The 16,041-nt window shown below is 61.4% G+C and carries 12 protein-coding genes; 8 read left to right on the forward strand and 4 right to left on the reverse strand.

Going from position 1 to position 16,041, the window contains the following annotated elements; all coding sequences use genetic code 11:
* Positions 1 to 58: 58 nt before the first annotated feature.
* The 4 genes from nadE (at position 59) to M1D89_RS21480 (ending at position 3,283) form a co-directional block, all read left to right on the forward strand.
* A complete protein-coding gene (gene nadE / locus M1D89_RS21465; RefSeq protein ID WP_498646796.1) occupies positions 59 to 880 on the forward strand; it encodes an NAD(+) synthase in 822 nt (273 codons plus the stop codon).
* A 281-nt stretch (positions 881 to 1,161) separates the two neighbouring features.
* Complete coding sequence (locus M1D89_RS21470) at positions 1,162 to 1,812, forward strand: PadR family transcriptional regulator (protein ID WP_498646797.1); 651 nt, start codon at positions 1,162 to 1,164, stop codon at positions 1,810 to 1,812.
* A gap of 77 nt (positions 1,813 to 1,889) precedes the next feature.
* On the forward strand, positions 1,890 to 2,648 hold the full coding sequence (locus M1D89_RS21475) for a MerR family transcriptional regulator (RefSeq protein WP_498646799.1): 759 nt from the start codon (positions 1,890 to 1,892) through the stop codon (positions 2,646 to 2,648).
* 44 nt (positions 2,649 to 2,692) lie between these two features.
* On the forward strand, positions 2,693 to 3,283 hold the full coding sequence (locus M1D89_RS21480; protein WP_498646801.1) for a TetR/AcrR family transcriptional regulator: 591 nt from the start codon (positions 2,693 to 2,695) through the stop codon (positions 3,281 to 3,283).
* A 30-nt stretch (positions 3,284 to 3,313) separates the two neighbouring features.
* On the opposite strand, the gene M1D89_RS21485 is transcribed toward M1D89_RS21480, so the two are convergent.
* The 4 genes from M1D89_RS21485 to M1D89_RS21500 all read right to left on the reverse strand — a co-directional run bounded on the left by M1D89_RS21485 (position 3,314) and on the right by M1D89_RS21500 (position 10,753).
* Positions 3,314 to 5,146, reverse strand: a complete 1,833-nt coding sequence (locus M1D89_RS21485) for an RNA polymerase sigma factor (RefSeq protein ID WP_498651010.1) — start codon at positions 5,144 to 5,146, stop codon at positions 3,314 to 3,316.
* Positions 5,147 to 5,570: 424 nt separating this feature from the next.
* Positions 5,571 to 6,488, reverse strand: a complete 918-nt coding sequence (locus M1D89_RS21490) for a class C sortase (protein WP_498646803.1) — start codon at positions 6,486 to 6,488, stop codon at positions 5,571 to 5,573.
* A 112-nt stretch (positions 6,489 to 6,600) separates the two neighbouring features.
* Entirely contained in the window at positions 6,601 to 8,082 is a 1,482-nt protein-coding gene (locus M1D89_RS21495) for a SpaH/EbpB family LPXTG-anchored major pilin (RefSeq protein ID WP_498646805.1), read from the reverse strand.
* Positions 8,083 to 8,170: 88 nt separating this feature from the next.
* On the reverse strand, positions 8,171 to 10,753 hold the full coding sequence (locus M1D89_RS21500) for a CLIPPER-2 domain-containing protein (protein ID WP_498646807.1): 2,583 nt from the start codon (positions 10,751 to 10,753) through the stop codon (positions 8,171 to 8,173).
* Between the two features lie 749 nt (positions 10,754 to 11,502).
* On the opposite strand from M1D89_RS21500, the gene M1D89_RS21505 reads away from it, so the two are divergent.
* From M1D89_RS21505 to M1D89_RS21520, 4 genes are read left to right on the forward strand one after another with little or no spacing between them, the layout of a single operon-like run.
* Positions 11,503 to 12,261 carry a hypothetical protein gene (locus tag M1D89_RS21505; protein WP_498646808.1) on the forward strand — a complete coding sequence of 253 codons (759 nt, stop codon included), beginning with the start codon at positions 11,503 to 11,505 and terminating at the stop codon, positions 12,259 to 12,261.
* The gene (locus M1D89_RS21510) at positions 12,261 to 12,692 is read left to right on the forward strand and encodes a hypothetical protein (RefSeq protein ID WP_498646809.1); all 432 of its coding nucleotides are present in this window, start codon (positions 12,261 to 12,263) and stop codon (positions 12,690 to 12,692) included. The genes M1D89_RS21505 and M1D89_RS21510 overlap by 1 nt, the downstream gene beginning before the upstream one ends.
* Before the next feature lie 56 nt (positions 12,693 to 12,748).
* Entirely contained in the window at positions 12,749 to 14,260 is a 1,512-nt protein-coding gene (locus tag M1D89_RS21515; protein ID WP_498646811.1) for an aldehyde dehydrogenase family protein, read from the forward strand.
* Positions 14,261 to 15,916, forward strand: coding sequence for a GMC family oxidoreductase (locus tag M1D89_RS21520; RefSeq protein ID WP_498646813.1), 1,656 nt, complete (start codon positions 14,261 to 14,263; stop codon positions 15,914 to 15,916).
* The last annotated feature ends 125 nt before the right edge of the window (positions 15,917 to 16,041 follow it).

Genomic DNA, 16,041 nt, shown 5'->3' on the forward strand with positions numbered 1-16,041 from the left:
GGTCTGGACGCGCGCAATATGGTTGAGCGTTGATAACCATGCTGACTAGTGTTGGACCATGCGCGAACTCCAGGCCAAGATCATTGAAGAAATGGGCGTCCAGCCCCGGATCGATCCTGCGGAGGAGATCCGCAGACGGGTCGCCTTCCTGAAGGACTACGTGAAGGCGACGGGGACTAAAGGCTTCGTCCTGGGCATCTCCGGCGGGCTCGATTCCACCCTGGCGGGGCGACTGGCCCAGCTGGCGGTCGAGGAGCTGGAAGCGGAGGGCGTAGAGGCGAACTTCGTGGGCGTCCGACTCCCCTACGGCATCCAACACGACGAAGACGACGCCCAGGCCGCCTTGGACTTCATCAAAGCCAAGACCGAGTGGACCTTCAACATTTCCCGCGCCGTTGATGGTTTCGAGGAAGAGTTCGAGAAGACCACCGGCGCGGAAATTTCCGACTTCCACAAGGGCAACACCAAGGCCCGCGCACGCATGATCGCGCAGTATGCCTTGGCCGGCGAGCACAATTACCTGGTGGTCGGCACCGATCATGGCGCCGAGTCCGTCACGGGCTTCTTTACTAAATTCGGCGACGGCGGCGCGGACATCCTTCCGCTATTCGGCCTGAACAAGCGCCAGAACCGCGCAATCCTGGCTGAACTTGGAGCTCCCGCCCGCCTTTGGCAGAAGGTGCCCACGGCCGATCTCCTGGACGACAAGCCCGGCCGCACAGATGAGGACGAGCTGGGCGTCACCTACGACCAGATCGACGACTATCTTGAAGGTCGCGAGGTGGCCGAAGGCGCAGCAGAGCTTATCGAGCAGAAGTACCTTCGTACCCGTCACAAGCGCACCGTCCCGGTCACCATCTTTGATACGTGGTGGAAATAGTTACGTCCCCTTAGAACAAGCACAACCAACCAACCACGACCACCAACCACGACGGCGGGTGCCGGCTTCCCATGGAAGTCCGCACCCGCCGTCGAGCTTTAACCGACGCTCTCTCACCTCCCTCGGGCTTCCTACCAGCCTTCTCTCACATCCCTCGGGCTCCCCACCAGCCCTCTCTCACCTCGATTACAAGGTCTTGACGACGCGATAGTTACCGATATATCGTTAACTATCGCCGATACTTCTTCGGTGAACCATACAATCGAAAGGACGATGCTGCTATGAAAGGCATCAACGAACACGACAACACCTTCCCTGAGCACGGTCACGGGCACCCCGAACACGGACACGGCCGAGGCCGGTTCAATCGAGGCAAGGGCCGTCGCGGACCGGGCGGACACGGCGGCGGCGGATTTGGCCCAGGCTTTGGTCCTGGCGGTTTTGGCCCAGGCTTCGGCCCCGGTTTCGGACCTCGGGGCTTCGGTCCCGGCGGATCACGCCGGGCCAACCGCGGGGACGTCCGCGCAGCGATTCTCTCGCTCTTGGCTGAGGCTCCCTCCAACGGATACGGCTTGATCAAAACGATCGCAGAGAAGACGTCCGGGGCATGGCGACCCAGCCCCGGCTCCGTCTACCCGACGCTGCAGCAGTTGGTCGACGAAGAGCTGATCGTCGCCGTCGGCGAGGGTCGGCGTACCGAGTTCACGCTCACTGACGACGGCAAGGCTTACGTCGCCGAGCATGAAGAAGAGCTCGCCAATGCATGGAACACGGAGGCCGATGGAACAGGCGCAGCATTCCACCAAAGCGTAGGCAAGCTCATGGGCGTCATCCACCAATTCCGCGGAGCCGCTACCGACGAACAGCGTCAAGCGGCGATCGAAAAGCTGGACGAAACCCGCCGGGCTCTCTACCTGATCCTGGCTGACTAAGTGCTGGGCAGCATCCTCTTGACCTTGACGTAACGTCAACCTCTACTGTCGAAGAATAAGCACAGGACGGAGGACGTATGGACTGGTCAATTCAGGAAATCGCCAAGATGGCAGGGACCACCAGCCGCACGCTGCGTCACTACGACGACATTGGGCTACTCAAACCAAGCCGGACCGGCCATAACGGCTATCGCCACTATGACGGTCCGGCCCTGGTTCAGCTCCAGCGAATCCTCCTGCTCCGGGAACTTGGGCTTGGACTACCGGCCATAGCCGAGGTTCTTGACCGCGAGACGGACACCGTCAAAGCGCTGAAAAGCCATCTGGAATGGCTTGCCCAGGAGCAGGACAGGATAACCCGGCAGATCGCCTCCGTTCGGCAAACGATCGACACGATGAAAGGAGATGGAAAGTACATGGCACAGGACATGTTTGATGGCTTCGACCACACTCAGTACAAGGACGAGGTGGAGGAGCGCTGGGGCAAGGACGCCTACGCCGCCAGCGACTCGTGGTGGCGTGGAATGAGCGCAGACGAAAAGCATCAGTGGAAGGAGCGCGCCCGGAAACTGGGCACGGACTGGATCTCCGCGGCAGAATCCGGGGTTTCGCCGGACGGCGCCGAGGCGCAGGACCTGGCGCGGCGCCACGTCGAGTGGCTGCGCGGCATTCCGGGAACCCCGACGGCGGCACCTGGCGCAGACGTCAAGGGTTACGTCACAGGACTCGGCGAAATGTACGTTGCTGATCCGCGATTCGCGGCCAACTACGGCGGCGAATCAGGGGCGACCTTCGTCAGGGATGCCCTGAGGGTATACGCGGAAAAGAACCTGTAGACGGTCAGGATGCGCTGATCAGGGTTAGGCAATAGTCTGGCCAAATGGGTACAAGCACCGTAAAGTCCGGCGAACAGGTTGACAGGCAGAAACGCATTCTCGACGCAGCCCTGGAACTGCTGTCCCGCCATGGCATTTCGGGCATCAACATGCGCGCTGTGGCGCGTGAAGCCGGCGTCGCCCTGGGGCTTGTGAACTACTACTACGAAGACAAGTCGAGCCTGATCCGCGCGGTTCTTCACCAGATTGAAGAGCACGACCTCCTGCTGGTGGAGCCCAAAGCCACGTCGACCCCCGACGAGCAACTCCGGGAGTCGCTTCGGCGCGTTGCGGACCCCGGGCTTCTGACCACACCGTACCTGTCCCTCCGGCTCCACTTGTGGGCCCTCGCCCAGGCGGATGAGGACTTTGCACGAATCAATGCCGCGGCCTTTGAGAGATACCTCCAAGGCCTCGCTGCCTTGATCGGCAATGCGATTCCGGGCCTGTCCCCGGATGAATGCAGGGAACGGGCGGCCGACATCGTAGTGGTGCAGAACGGCATGTGGCTCACCACGCTGTTGGGCATCGACAAGGCAGCCATCGCCCGCGGCATCGCCCGCACGGAGCAGATCGCTTTCGCCCCTTCGGTGTAGCTACCGGGTCCGGCGACCCTTTCTATGTGCTCAGAAGGTGTTAGAGAAGGTAGTTGAAGGCAGTCCCGTTCCCGTGAATTGGTAGTCGAGGGTGGTTTGGGCTGCTGGGTCTTTTCGGGAGATGCCCTGCGTGAATTCCAGGTTTTCGGGGTCAACCGTTGTGCTCGTGCAGCGGACTTCTTTTGTGCCATCGTTTTGTGCCGTGCAGGACCACCCGGCGGGTTGGATGAGTGTTCCCGGGATCAGGCTTGCCCCCTCGGATACGGAGAAGATCACTTCAGCGGCTTCGGTGGCTGTTTGGCCGGCAATTGAGAAAGTGATCGTGGCCTGGACATCCGCCGCGCCTGAGCCCACACCCGTGGTGACGGTGGCCGTGACCTCTGGTGCTATGGGCCGGGTCGGGGTCGGGCTCTGCGTCGGGGTCGGGCTCGGCGTCGGGGTTGGGCTCTGCGTCGGGGTCGGGGTCGGGGTCGGGCTCTGCGTCGGGGTCGGGCTCGGCGTCGGGGGTGTGCTCTGCGACGGGGTCGGCGTCGGGGGTGTTGGGTCCTTTGTGGTGCCCGCCCCGAGTAGTGGCGGTAGGACTTCGAAAGGCTTGGGCACCTCGAAGAGCTTCAGCGGAGCGGCCGCGGGCGGGGCAGGCCAAGCGATCGGACGGTGCGGCGGCGCGGAGAAGCTCGCGGGGCTGCGTTGCACGCCGTTCAGGGCGGGCAGTTCTTCCGGGCCTGCGGCGAGTTCGGCTGGCCCGGGGGCGGTGAACCTCGAGGGTTGATTCGTCGGTGCGGCCGGGGCCGGGTTGGCACCGGTGAGTGGGGACTTCGTGTTCTGGTTATCCTGGCTGGAGGTGGTTAACGGCATCTCGCCGGTTTGTGGTGTGCCGGGGTTGTTGGTTCCGGTTGCTGCCAAAGCTATGGTGGCGCCCACAATCACGGCCGCTCCTGCTAATCCAGCTGCCCCGACTTTAACCATCGAAGCGATGGACTTGGGAACAGCCTCGCCGCCGGCACCGGCCCCCACCACAGTACCCGCGAGCCCAGCGGCGCCCATGATTCCGGGGGCGGCAGACGTTAGTGCCACTCCCGCGATCAGGGGGAAGATGATGGCCCTCATGGCGGACTGTACGTCGTTGAGATCCAGGAGCAGGGCCGTGCATTTTGAGCAGGATTCCAGATGGGTCTGGACTTTGTGGTGGGCCCGCCGGCTCAGACCGTTCCTGGAGTAGGCCCCTAGCTGGTCCGGATACCCTTCGCATTCCTTGGGGGTTGAGTTGTTTATATGGCCCTGCAAATAGGCTTGCCGCAGACCTTCGCGGGCCCGGATCGCCAGCGACGACACCCCGTTTGGGGTGATTCCCAGTACTTCCGATGCGGCGGCGGGTTTCATTCCCTCTATGTCCACGTACCACAGGACTTCCTGCCAACGCTCAGGCAGGGATTTGAACGCAGCCGCCACGGTGCTGGACTCAAACCCCATAACGGCCGGGTCCTCAGGATCCTCAACCCGGTCCAGCACAAAACTGTCCGAAACCGGCAGGCTACGGGCCGCCATCCGGTTCTGGGCCTGCGCGATGCGCCGCACCGCCGTCAGCAGATAAGCCCTAAAGAAAGTATCAGGACCCTTGCCACGCATCAGGGCCTGATGAATCGAAACAAACGCCTCCGAAACAATGTCCTCAATATCGGCCCTGTTATCCACCTGCCCAGCCGCGACATACCGCGCCATATCCCGATGCCGGTCAAAAAGACTCGCAAAAGCCCCCTGATCCCCCGCCCGAACCCTCAAGACAAGATCAGCATCACTAACAGTCTCCATCGCCGTTGCCACAGACGTTCCTATCTTCGGGTTACATAGTCGTTCGGCCCACATCGGCCGTGGTGGACGGTGTTCCAAAAAGCGCATCTTCCGCTACGCGCTTGAGTCAAGGGCCATCGCAGCGGCAGCGGCAGCAACCTGTTCACACGACAAATCGATGCAACGCTGCACTTCTTAAGTGTGGGCAAGGGGCAGTTTGTGTCGCGGAAAAGGAAAAGAATTTTCGTGAGGGTGGACTTCCTCGCGGCAACGCCCGCACACAGCTAAGGACGAGTGGGGAAGAGCAGTATTTCCAGCTCCTGCATGTCCACTAGCCGGCGCTCATTTAGTTGGTCTTCGTGGATCCAAAAGAGTCCTGCCTTCGGCATAGTCTGGGTGACGATTCCGCGATGTACAAGAACTCCCTTCGACCAAGCTTCAATGGTGTCCCCTTGCGCTAAGTCCGTGCATCGGACGATGAGTATCTGTTGGTTGGCCGTCACGGTGTGGTCCTTTCCCTGCCTGGAACTGGAGTGGAATTACGAGGGCGGGTGGCCAGGATGGCAACCGTTGCCGCACCGATGAGGCCCAGAACCCACCAGGGGAAACCTGGGTCTGATGCTTGACTGGGCATTGTTTGCGGGCTCTCGGCACTGGGGGCTTCTGTGCGTTCGCCGCGGACGAGCAAGCGATGACTGTTTACGCCGGTGGGCGTACAGGTGATGAGAGTTACATAGTCCTTGCCGGGCACCTTTCGGAGAGCGTCCGTTTGATCCGGCAAGACTGTTTGGATGGAGTCCACTTTGTAGTAGATGGTCTGGTCCAGGACGCTGATGCTAAAGGTTTCACCTTTAGCGACTTTATGGAGGTTCTCGAAAAGGGTTGCACTGACGAAGCCGGAGTGCGCGCTCAGGACGCTATGAGTCCCCTCTCCCCCGACTGGCAGAGCCGAACCGAACAGGTGACCGGCGCCTTTGGACAGCGAGTCTTCGTCGGTGCCGTGGAAGATCGGCAGGTCGGAATGGATGGAGGGGATACTGATCCGGCCCATCATTCCACCTGGTCCCACATCCAACAGATTCTGGTAGGCGTCTGATCCTGCGCCGATGGTGGTCTGTTTGCCCTCGTCATTGAGGGAATAGGGGTCTCTGAGAGGTCCGGAAGGAAGGTCTTGGTTGAATTTCTTCGCCGCGTCCAGAATGGACTTTTTGGCAGAGGGGTTTAGGTTTCCCACAGTGTCCACGTAGCCACTGATCTCGGTGGCGTGGACCCGGTCGGAAAACCAGGCAGCTGCTGTTGGATACAGCAAAATTCCCACACCCAAGATGGCAATCAGGACTATGAGGATGCGTTGTTTGCTCCACGATCCGATGACTCGGCCGAGGTCGCGTCGGGAGGGGGTTTGGATATGAGTCATCAGGGTCCTGTGGCGGAGGTGTGTAGTGCTGAAACTTCAAAGTGGGGAAGATCGCCAAAACGATCTTCCCCACTTTGGCTAGATGGGAGTCACGGTTGCGGCTCCCAAGGTGCTAGCTGTTGGTGGTCTTGCGGTTCCTTACGAACAGGAGTCCTGCGCCGACGACCAGGAGTGCTCCGGCTGCGTAGAGCAGGCCGGTTCCGAGGCCACCGGTGAGGGGCAGTTCGAAGCCGCCGTTGGACGGGATGTTCTTCACGCTCAGGTCAATGCCGACACTGGTGCTGGCAGAGTTGATCAGGAAGGAGATCGGCTCGGCGAGCAGCTCGTATCCGGCCGGGGCGGTGGTCTCGACCAGGTAGTAGGTGCGGTAGTCAACCGAGCCCGGTGCAACAGCTGCACCATCTGCCCAGTCCGAGTAGCGCAGACCGGAGATGGTCAGCGTGCCATCGGCAGCGACGGTGAAGACGCTCTGGCCGTTCAGTGCGACCGGGTTGGTGCCGGCCAGTGCGTCAGCTTCGTTGGTGTAGACCGAGAAGGAAGCGCCGGCGAGGGCTGTGCCGTTCTCGTTGACCTTCTGCAGGGTCATTTCGCCCCACTTGGTCACGACCGGGGGCGTCACGATCGGGCCGCCGGGCTGGCCCGGGGTGATGGTGAAGCTGCCCAGGTTCGGGTAAACCAGAGCCTCGTTCTCGATTTCACCGATGGTGTTGACGGTGGTGTTCACGATGACCTGAACGCGGGTGTCCACGTGTGCGGCCAGTACTGCCAGGCCTGCGGGGGTGAAGACGATGGAGGCCGTGTTCGTTGCTGCGTCGAAGACCACGTTGTAGTGGGTGCCTTCGGTGATGACGGTGCCATCAAGCAGGGTGGCGGTGGCGCCCACGTAGGTCAGTTTGGGATCGAGGACGTCCACGATCTTGTAACCATCAATGACGGCTTCGTTGGGAATGTCACCGGTGATGGTGAAGTCAATCTGGTCGCCCAGCTTCACGTCGGGGGCATCCGTGACGGTCTTTTCTGCACCGGCAATGGAGTTCTTCGGGTAAACGTGAACATCGTAGATCCAGTTGTCCTGGTTATCCGGGTCGGTCAAGGGAACCGAGACCAGGAAAGGAGCTGCAGGAGTCACACCGGCGGGGTAGTTGGTCTCGGTGACCAGGTACAGGCCGACGGGGAGGTTGGCGAACGCTGCGGTGCCGTCGGCAGCGGTGGTCTGGGCCTGCCCTGCACCCAAGGTGTAGCCGGCACCGGTAATGGAACCGGCCGGGTCCGACGGGGCGAAGACGCTGCTCAGGTTATGGGCTGCGTCCCAACCGGCGTTGGTCGACAGGTCAATGGTATTGACCTGCTGAATCGTGAACTCAATGCCACCCAACGGCGTCAACCCGGAGGTGTCTACCGCAGTGCCGTTGTTGGGAAGGCCTGTGGGAGTGGCGGGGCGTTCGAACTTGTGGACTGTGATGGAACCGGTCTGGTCGCCATCAACCAAGGGCGCTGCCGAGGCCGGTGCGACGGAGAAGGACATGGCCAGCACCGCCCCGGCTATAGTTGCGGCGGCGGTTTTCCACAGCCGCAAGGAGCTTGGATTACTCACTTTGTATCTTCTTTCTATTGATGGTTCGGATGCTCGGGAGTGAACATTCTGCGTTCCGGGCTTGCCGCACTAGCGGCAAGCAGGAGGTCTAAGTGCTGGTGATGTTTCGGCGGCGGACGGTGACGAGTCCCAGGCCGAGGGCTGTCAAGACGAGAATCCATCCAGCTGCGGTGAAGGGCCACCAGCCGATGCCGCCAGACTCGGGCATTTCCAGTGCGGGCACATCGCGCACCGTGATGAGGAAGATCCCATCACCGTCGCTGTCGCTGCTGGTCACAACGCCCGTACCGCTGCCCTGTCCAACTGTCACGGCGCCACTAGCTGCAACGGTGAATTGCACAGGCTCGGCCAACAGGTTGAAACCCTCAGGTGCGGTGCTCTCTTGGAGCCAGTAGATACCGGGTTTGATTCCCTCGAGTTGGAACAAACCTGTTTCACCTGTCACGGCAACCGCGGTCGGGCTCACCAGGGCCGCTCCGGGGACGCCATTGTTGTTGGTGTAAATCGTCCAGGAAGAGCCGGCCATTCTGACCCATTCCTCGTTGGAAGATTCGCCGACTTTTTCGATGAGGACTTTGGCGGGTGTCTGGTGTGTGGTGGTGCAGTCAGGCCCGGGGCCGGACGATCCGGATCCGGCGCAGGTTTGGGGAGGTGTGCTGCCGCTGCCGGTCACCGTGTTGATCAAGGTGGCGTTCCAGGCATTGGTCTTAACGGTGACGCTGTATCGCAGTGTCGCCGTTTGACCGGCGGGAAGGGTGAAAGCGGCCGTAGTGAGTGTTGTTGAAGGGGCCACAGGGTTTGCGACGGGAATAGGAGTGCCCGTTCCAATGGTGAGGGTTGCTGAGCCCGGGACGAAGGTCGCGTTGTCCAGGACATCCGCGAGGTTATCCTTCAGGATCACCCCTGTGATGATGCCGCTGAGGCTGGTCGCGGTCACTGCATAGTTGATCGTCTGGCCGGGGGTTACCGATCCGTTCGCCGGAACCGTGCCGTTGACCGTCGCCGTCTTCTTGATCTTCCACGCCGGGGGTGCCTTGATTTCTGCATCGTCCGTTGCCGTGACCGGCGGCCCGATGGGCGGATTGCCGGTGACCTTGGCGATGTTTGTGAGCACGCCGGTGATGACATCGTTCTGAGTCACCACGTAAGTGGCGGTAGCAGTCACCGATTGCCCGGCCAGCAACACACCGGGCAATCCCGGCCAGGTGTAAGTCAAGACGGACATGGTGCCGGTCCCGGAGAATTGTGTTTCGCTGATCACGACGCCCGTCAGGGTGACGTTGCCGGTGTTCTGGGCCACGAACGTGTAAGTGGCGGTTTGGCCGGCCACGAGTGTGGTCCTGTCCACGGTTTTGACCAACGTGATGGCCGGTGCAGCGGCAGGGGCGATGGTGACGATGTAGTCCTCCACCTCGCCCGAATTCGAAGGTCCAATGGGCAACTGGACCTGGGTGATGTTGTAACTGATCCGGAAGCGCGCATAGGTGGTTCCGGCAGTCATCCCCGCAGGGACAGCGGACCAGGTGAGCGTGGCGGATGTGGCTCCGGCCGCAAAGTTGGCGCACGCCCGCTCCGCAGTGTTGTTAAAGAGCCCGTCCTTGTTGACGTCGATCCACCCACACGTCATTCCGGCTTTGCTGGCACCACTGATGGCGACGGTTCTGGTGTAGCTGGTTACTCCCGCCGTCATGGGCGCCATGACGACGCCATCGTCCATCTGGTCCAGCGCGGCAGTAACGCTGGCATTGGGGGACGCCGTCCCGTTGGCAACGTTGGCGTTATCCTCGGTGATATTCGCACCCAGCGTTACGTCGGATGCAACAGCCCTCGCGGCGCTGCCTTGATCGTAAGACGCCGGAGCATCCCCGAAGTCCTGAGGAACAGTGACAGCCATGAGGAAGTTGTCTTGGTTGTGGACATTGGCATTCGTGACGACGTTATTCGTGTAGCCGGGTATCGAGTTGCTGGTCGGAACGTGAACGCTGCTGACATCGAAGGTCAAGGTAGTGACGACGCCGTTGACTCTTACCGAGCCGCATGCCGCTGTTGCCTGGGCACTGAGCGGAGCGGGATTGCCGGTCTGAGCTGTGCTGCTGCACGAAGGACCGGTATTGTGATTCACTGCCGTGATGGAGTTACCACTGACGGCGAGATTGCTTCCGGAGAGCTTGCTCATGGTCAACCCGGCGGTGGCGAGGTTCAAGACGACATGGTACTGCGACTGCTGATCAACACTGCCGTCGTCGCCGAGGTCGAGGGACACATACCCGCCCATACCTGCCAGATTCAGTACCGGGTTTCTCACCGGCTGGCTAAAGGCAACAGTGACAGTGCCCAGACCCGAACAAGACCCACTAGCCGGACAGTTGTTCGTGGCGTCGGTCCAGAACTCGACGGCGGGAGAAGTGGCGGGGACGCCCTGCGAATAGTCCGAGGCGACATACCCACGGCTATCCAGCGTCGTCCTGCCCGCCAGATAGGTCAGACCTGACTGGTCATAGGTGGTAGTCAGGCCTGATCCCGGCATCGTCAGCACGGCGTCTCCGCCCACAGTGTTCGCCGGGGCTGTGGCCACTTCGTAGGCCTGAGCCGGTGCGCCTAACGACAGCCCGCCAAGGACCACCATCAACGCGGCAAAAATGGCCGTCGCTCTCCCGCGGGGAAACTTCAATGGAGGTCCTTCCAAGAACTCTTACTCAACCGCTCCACTGGGGAGCCGAACATATACAGGGGCAAGGCCCACACCCTCAGCCGGGCGAAGCTTCACTAAGGGAGTAGCGGCAGGGAAAGGAATGTGTCGCAAGTTCCTGGAAGTTTTTGATAGACACCTATCAGCCGCGAACCGCAATGAGAGCATCTTGCTGGTCGCCGAACTCCCGAAAGGCCGAGCGCCCGGTCACTCGCATGCTGCTCAGTAGTTCGCCGCCGTGCAGTTGATCTCGCGTCGTCACCGAATAGGAGAAGCTTCGATATGCGGTCTCGAACCTTCCGAGATGGCCGATTGGCTGGACGTCCCTCCGGGATAACGGCTGGAACTGAAGTACTTCCAAACCCTCGTTGGTCAGCGATCCGGGGACTAGTTGGACACCATTGAGGCGCCGGCCCGTTTCGTTGACGATCCAGGCTGTGAAAACAACTCTCTCCCCCGGTCTGACCAACCGTTTGTCTGCTGCATACATCAGCACCAAACCGGACCCTTGAGGCCGCCGTTTGAGATGGCCCCATCTGGACCTGAGCTGCCGGATACCCTCTACTGCCCGTTCATTTCCCACACCCGTTAAGTACTGAACGGGCGCCGATCGTGTCGGCACTTGGTCCTTAACAGATCCAAGGAAATCCTCAGCCATTCCGCCTACCACCAGTGGCGGCCAATTCGTCAATGTCGCGACACAAATCCAGTACCCCCGGTACTTACTTGACATGAACGACCAAACAGAGATTCTTAGCGGCGACCTCGTTATTACATCCTGTGGACTCCAAGATCGCTGGCAGCAAAGCAGCCTGCAAGCGGGATGGAAGCTTCCCGGCGATTGGCTGGTACCTGAGGTCGCGGAGACCACCAGGGCGAGAGTTCGGGGGGACGAACTCCAGAACGTTGCGAAACGGCTGGGTGCGTCCCGCGCTTACCACGGGGTGGGCGTGCGCGAGACCATGATGGACCTTCGTGCGTTCTACGCCGTTGCCGGTTTACCCCCGGATGACTCTTCCATGCTGGCCTTAGTGGAGGGATGGACCGCGGAGATAGAGCGGCTGGAACCTCTCTCCTGCACTGATGTCCGCACAGGGTTGGCGACGTTCGCGCATTTCGAGCGACTCATCTACGACGTGGCTGTCAGCGGATCCCGGGCACAACAAGCACAAACCATCGCGTCCCTTCATCTCGACTGGTCCGACCATGGTCATCGTCTTGGCTGGGATCTGCTTGCGGACGTAGGAAACATTTGCAGCGAGGAACTGGCCACGATCAACGTTTCGGCTGCATACCACCGAGGAAGCATCCACGCCATCATGGAGCGCACTACTCAAAGTTACGAAGCCCTTTTCCGCTGCCGCGAACGCCTCGATGCACTCACCATGTGGCCTTCTCCAGCTACGACAGTCGACTTCGAACCTGTCCCGACCACCCAGGCGGATTTCACGAAAACAACGGCTGCGCTCCGAACCCGACGAGCGGCCTGATGTCTATCGCCAACCCGGCCTTCACGCGAAGGGTGGTCACGGCAGACCCCGAACGCATGCTGGAAAGACACTTCACTACATGGTGCGCAAGGTACAAAATAACGCTTGGCGACTCTGGGTTCACCACCGAAACAGGCCACGCCGTCTACCCCGCCCATGGAGTAACCGAGGCCGATGGAACTGTGTGGCTGTCTACCTTGGCGTCCTTTGACAAGTCCGGGATCCGCGGGCAAGTAGAACACAACCCGCATTTCCGGCGCATGCTCATCGATGTAGCCAAATCGCCCGACAGAGCCCCCGACGGGATAGCCCTGTTGATCGGCAGAACGCCCTATCAGGTGATTTTCCAGAACACTAAAGACGCTGGCGGCGACCACATCGTCAATGTCGCGTTCATCAATAGGGCGCCGCTTAATGTCACCCCTCTTTGAACATCTGTTCATAATTTTCCTTGAACAGATGTTCAAGATGCACTAGCCTGCTTCGTATGACCCAAGCCACATTTTCCGATTCCGCCTCCACTCTTTTCATCAACGGCACGTGGGAGCCGGCTGCATCCGGTGCGGTGCGCGAAATCCGTAACCCGGCCGACGGCGAACTGGTCGCCACGGTGTCCGAAGCCGGCCGCGACGACGCCGAGCGTGCCATTTCTGCAGCTCGTGAGGCTTTTGACTCCGGCGTCTGGTCTTCAGTCCCGGCACCCGAGCGCGGCGCGTTCCTGCTCAAGGTCGCCGCGGAACTGCGCGAACGCCGGGAGAAGTTCGCCCGCGCCGAATCCTTGGACACCGGCAAGCGCATCATCGAAAGCCGCATCGACATCGACGACATCGCCGCCTGCTTCGAATACTTCGGACGTCTCGCCGGGCAGTCGGCCGGCCGGGTGGTCGACGCCGGGGACCCCGCCGTCGTGAGCAAAATAGTCTACGAGCCTGTGGGCGTCTGCGGCCTGATCACGCCGTGGAACTACCCGTTGCTGCAGGCCACGTGGAAGATCGCGCCCGCCCTGGCCGCTGGCTGCACCTTCGTCCTCAAGCCCGCCGAGCTGACCCCGTCCACGGCAATCCTAGCCATGCAGTTGCTGAAGGACCTTGGCCTGCCGGACGGCGTCGCCAACCTCGTGACAGGCCCTGGCGCCCAAGCGGGCGCGCCCCTTTCGGAGCACCCTGACATTGACCTGGTCTCCTTTACGGGCGGCCTGGAAACCGGCAAACGTATTGCCGCAGCTGCATCCGGCACGGTTAAAAAGGTGGCGCTGGAGCTCGGCGGCAAGAACCCCAACGTCGTGTTTGCTGACGCTGACTTCGACGCCGCCGTCGACAATGCGTTGAACGGCGCCTTTGTGCACTCAGGCCAGGTCTGCTCCGCTGGAGCACGGCTGGTAGTGGAGGAATCCATCGCCGAACGCTTCGTTGACGAACTGGTCCGCAAGGCACAGGACATCCGCCTCGGCGGCCCCTTCGATGACTCCGCCGAAACGGGACCACTGATTTCTGCTGCCCACCGGGAGAAGGTGGACGCCTACGTTCAGCGTGGCGTGGCAGAAGGTGCGCGGTTGCGTTGCGGCGGCGCGGCACCTGAAGGTGAGAAGTTCGACGCCGGTTTCTACTACCAGCCCACCGTCCTGGACCGCGTCCACAGGGGAATGTCGGTAGTCATCGACGAAGCCTTTGGCCCGGTAGTAACAGTGGAAACCTTCCGCACTGAGGACGAAGCCGTAGCCACCGCCAACGACACTATTTACGGACTGGCCGGCGCCGTCTGGACCCAGGATGCCGGCAAGGCCCAGCGGGTAGCGGGCCGTTTGCGGCACGGCACGGTCTGGATCAACGACTACCACCCCTACCTTCCGCAGGCCGAGTGGGGCGGTTTCGGCCAGTCCGGCGTCGGGCGCGAACTCGGTCCCACCGGACTGGGTGAGTATCAGGAAGCCAAGCACATCTACCAGAACACCAGCCCTCAGGTGACCGGCTGGTTCGCAGACCACGGCAAGGAGAAATAGATGCACGTTGACAACATCGAGGACCTCAGCGAGCGCGGGTTCGATTACGTCGTCATCGGCGGAGGATCTGCAGGAGCTGCCGTCGCGGCCCGCTTAAGTGAAGACCCTGCCGTCACCGTGGCCTTGGTGGAAGCCGGACCGGATGACCGGAATCTGCCGGAGATCCTGCAGCTGGACCGCTGGATGGAGCTGCTGGAATCCGGCTACGACTGGGACTACCCGGTGGAACCGCAGGAAAACGGCAACTCCTTCATGCGTCACGCCCGCGCCAAGGTGATGGGTGGCTGCTCCAGCCACAACTCCTGCATCGCCTTTTGGGCTCCCCGCGAAGACCTGGATGAGTGGGAGTCAAAGTACGGCGCCACAGGCTGGAATGCTGCTGGCGCATGGCCTTTATACAAGCGCCTGGAAACCAATGAAGACGCTGGCCCGGATGCTCCCCATCATGGCGATTCCGGTCCGGTGCACCTGATGAACGTTCCCCCAAACGATCCCGCCGGAGTCGCACTCCTGGATGCCTGCGAACAGACCGGTATCCCCCGCGCAAAGTTCAACGACGGCAATACCGTGATCAACGGCGCCAATTTCTTCCAGATCAACCGCCGCTCCGACGGGACACGTTCCTCCAGTTCTGTCTCCTATATCCACCCCATCGTCGATCGCGAGAACTTCACGCTGCTGACCGGTCTACGGGCACGCCAACTGGTGTTCGACGCTGACAAGCGCTGCACCGGCGTCGACGTTGTTGACTCGGCCTTCGGCCGGACGCATAGGCTTTCGGCGCATCGCGAGGTCATCCTGTCCACCGGTGCCATCGACTCCCCCAAGCTCCTCATGCTTTCCGGCATAGGCCCGGCCGAACATCTAGCCGCGCATGGCATCGAGGTCCTGGTGGATTCCCCCGGCGTCGGCGAGCACCTCCAGGACCACCCGGAAGGCGTGGTGCAGTTCGAGGCAAAGCAGCCCATGGTGCAGACCTCCACCCAATGGTGGGAGATCGGCATCTTCACTCCCACCCAGGCGGGCCTCGACCGCCCGGACCTGATGATGCACTATGGCTCCGTGCCCTTCGACATGAACACCCTGCGGTACGGCTACCCCACTACGGAGAACGGCTTCAGCCTCACACCGAACGTCACGCATGCCCGTTCCCGGGGGACGGTCCGGCTGCGAAGCCGGGACTTCCGCGACAAGCCCATGGTGGACCCCCGGTACTTCACCGATCCTGAAGGGCACGACATGCGCGTCATGGTGGCCGGCATCCGGAAAGCCCGGGAAATCGCCGCGCAGCCAGCCATGGCTGAATGGACCGGCCGGGAGCTCTCCCCCGGAATTGAGGCACAGAGCGACGAGGAATTGCAGGATTACATCCGCAAAACGCACAACACCGTCTACCATCCCGTCGGCACGGTCCGCATGGGACCAGTGGACGACGACATGTCACCCCTGGATCCCGAGCTGCGGGTCAAGGGCGTTATGGGCCTGCGAGTGGCCGATGCCTCCGTCATGCCGGAACATGTCACCGTGAACCCCAACATCACGGTCATGATGATCGGCGAACGTTGCGCCGACCTCATCAAGACTGACCTCGTCCGAGCCAACCGGACGGAGGAAACCACGACGGCGGAAGCCGACTTCAGCTTGTCCCTCGCCTGAACAGGCACCCTGCTTTTAGACCCACGCAACAAACAATGGGGGAACAGCCCGAGGCACATCGTGGTGCCCGGCCTTTGATTTCGACTGCGTCCAACGGCGGCCGCAGGTAATCACCATTCGTGCAT

This window comes from Arthrobacter sp. D3-18 (assembly GCF_054408525.1).

Excerpts from the sequence above, each read along its gene's own strand:
- M1D89_RS21485 (WP_498651010.1), bottom strand. The coding sequence starts at position 5,146 with ATGTGGGCCGAACGACTATGTAACCCGAAGATAGGAACGTCTGTGGCA.
- M1D89_RS21470 (WP_498646797.1), top strand. The coding sequence starts at position 1,162 with ATGAAAGGCATCAACGAACACGACAACACCTTCCCTGAGCACGGTCAC.
- M1D89_RS21490 (WP_498646803.1), bottom strand. The coding sequence starts at position 6,488 with ATGACTCATATCCAAACCCCCTCCCGACGCGACCTCGGCCGAGTCATC.
- nadE (WP_498646796.1), top strand. The coding sequence starts at position 59 with ATGCGCGAACTCCAGGCCAAGATCATTGAAGAAATGGGCGTCCAGCCC.
- M1D89_RS21520 (WP_498646813.1), top strand. The coding sequence starts at position 14,261 with ATGCACGTTGACAACATCGAGGACCTCAGCGAGCGCGGGTTCGATTAC.
- M1D89_RS21480 (WP_498646801.1), top strand. The coding sequence starts at position 2,693 with ATGGGTACAAGCACCGTAAAGTCCGGCGAACAGGTTGACAGGCAGAAA.
- M1D89_RS21515 (WP_498646811.1), top strand. The coding sequence starts at position 12,749 with ATGACCCAAGCCACATTTTCCGATTCCGCCTCCACTCTTTTCATCAAC.
- M1D89_RS21510 (WP_498646809.1), top strand. The coding sequence starts at position 12,261 with ATGTCTATCGCCAACCCGGCCTTCACGCGAAGGGTGGTCACGGCAGAC.
- M1D89_RS21505 (WP_498646808.1), top strand. The coding sequence starts at position 11,503 with ATGAACGACCAAACAGAGATTCTTAGCGGCGACCTCGTTATTACATCC.
- M1D89_RS21475 (WP_498646799.1), top strand. The coding sequence starts at position 1,890 with ATGGACTGGTCAATTCAGGAAATCGCCAAGATGGCAGGGACCACCAGC.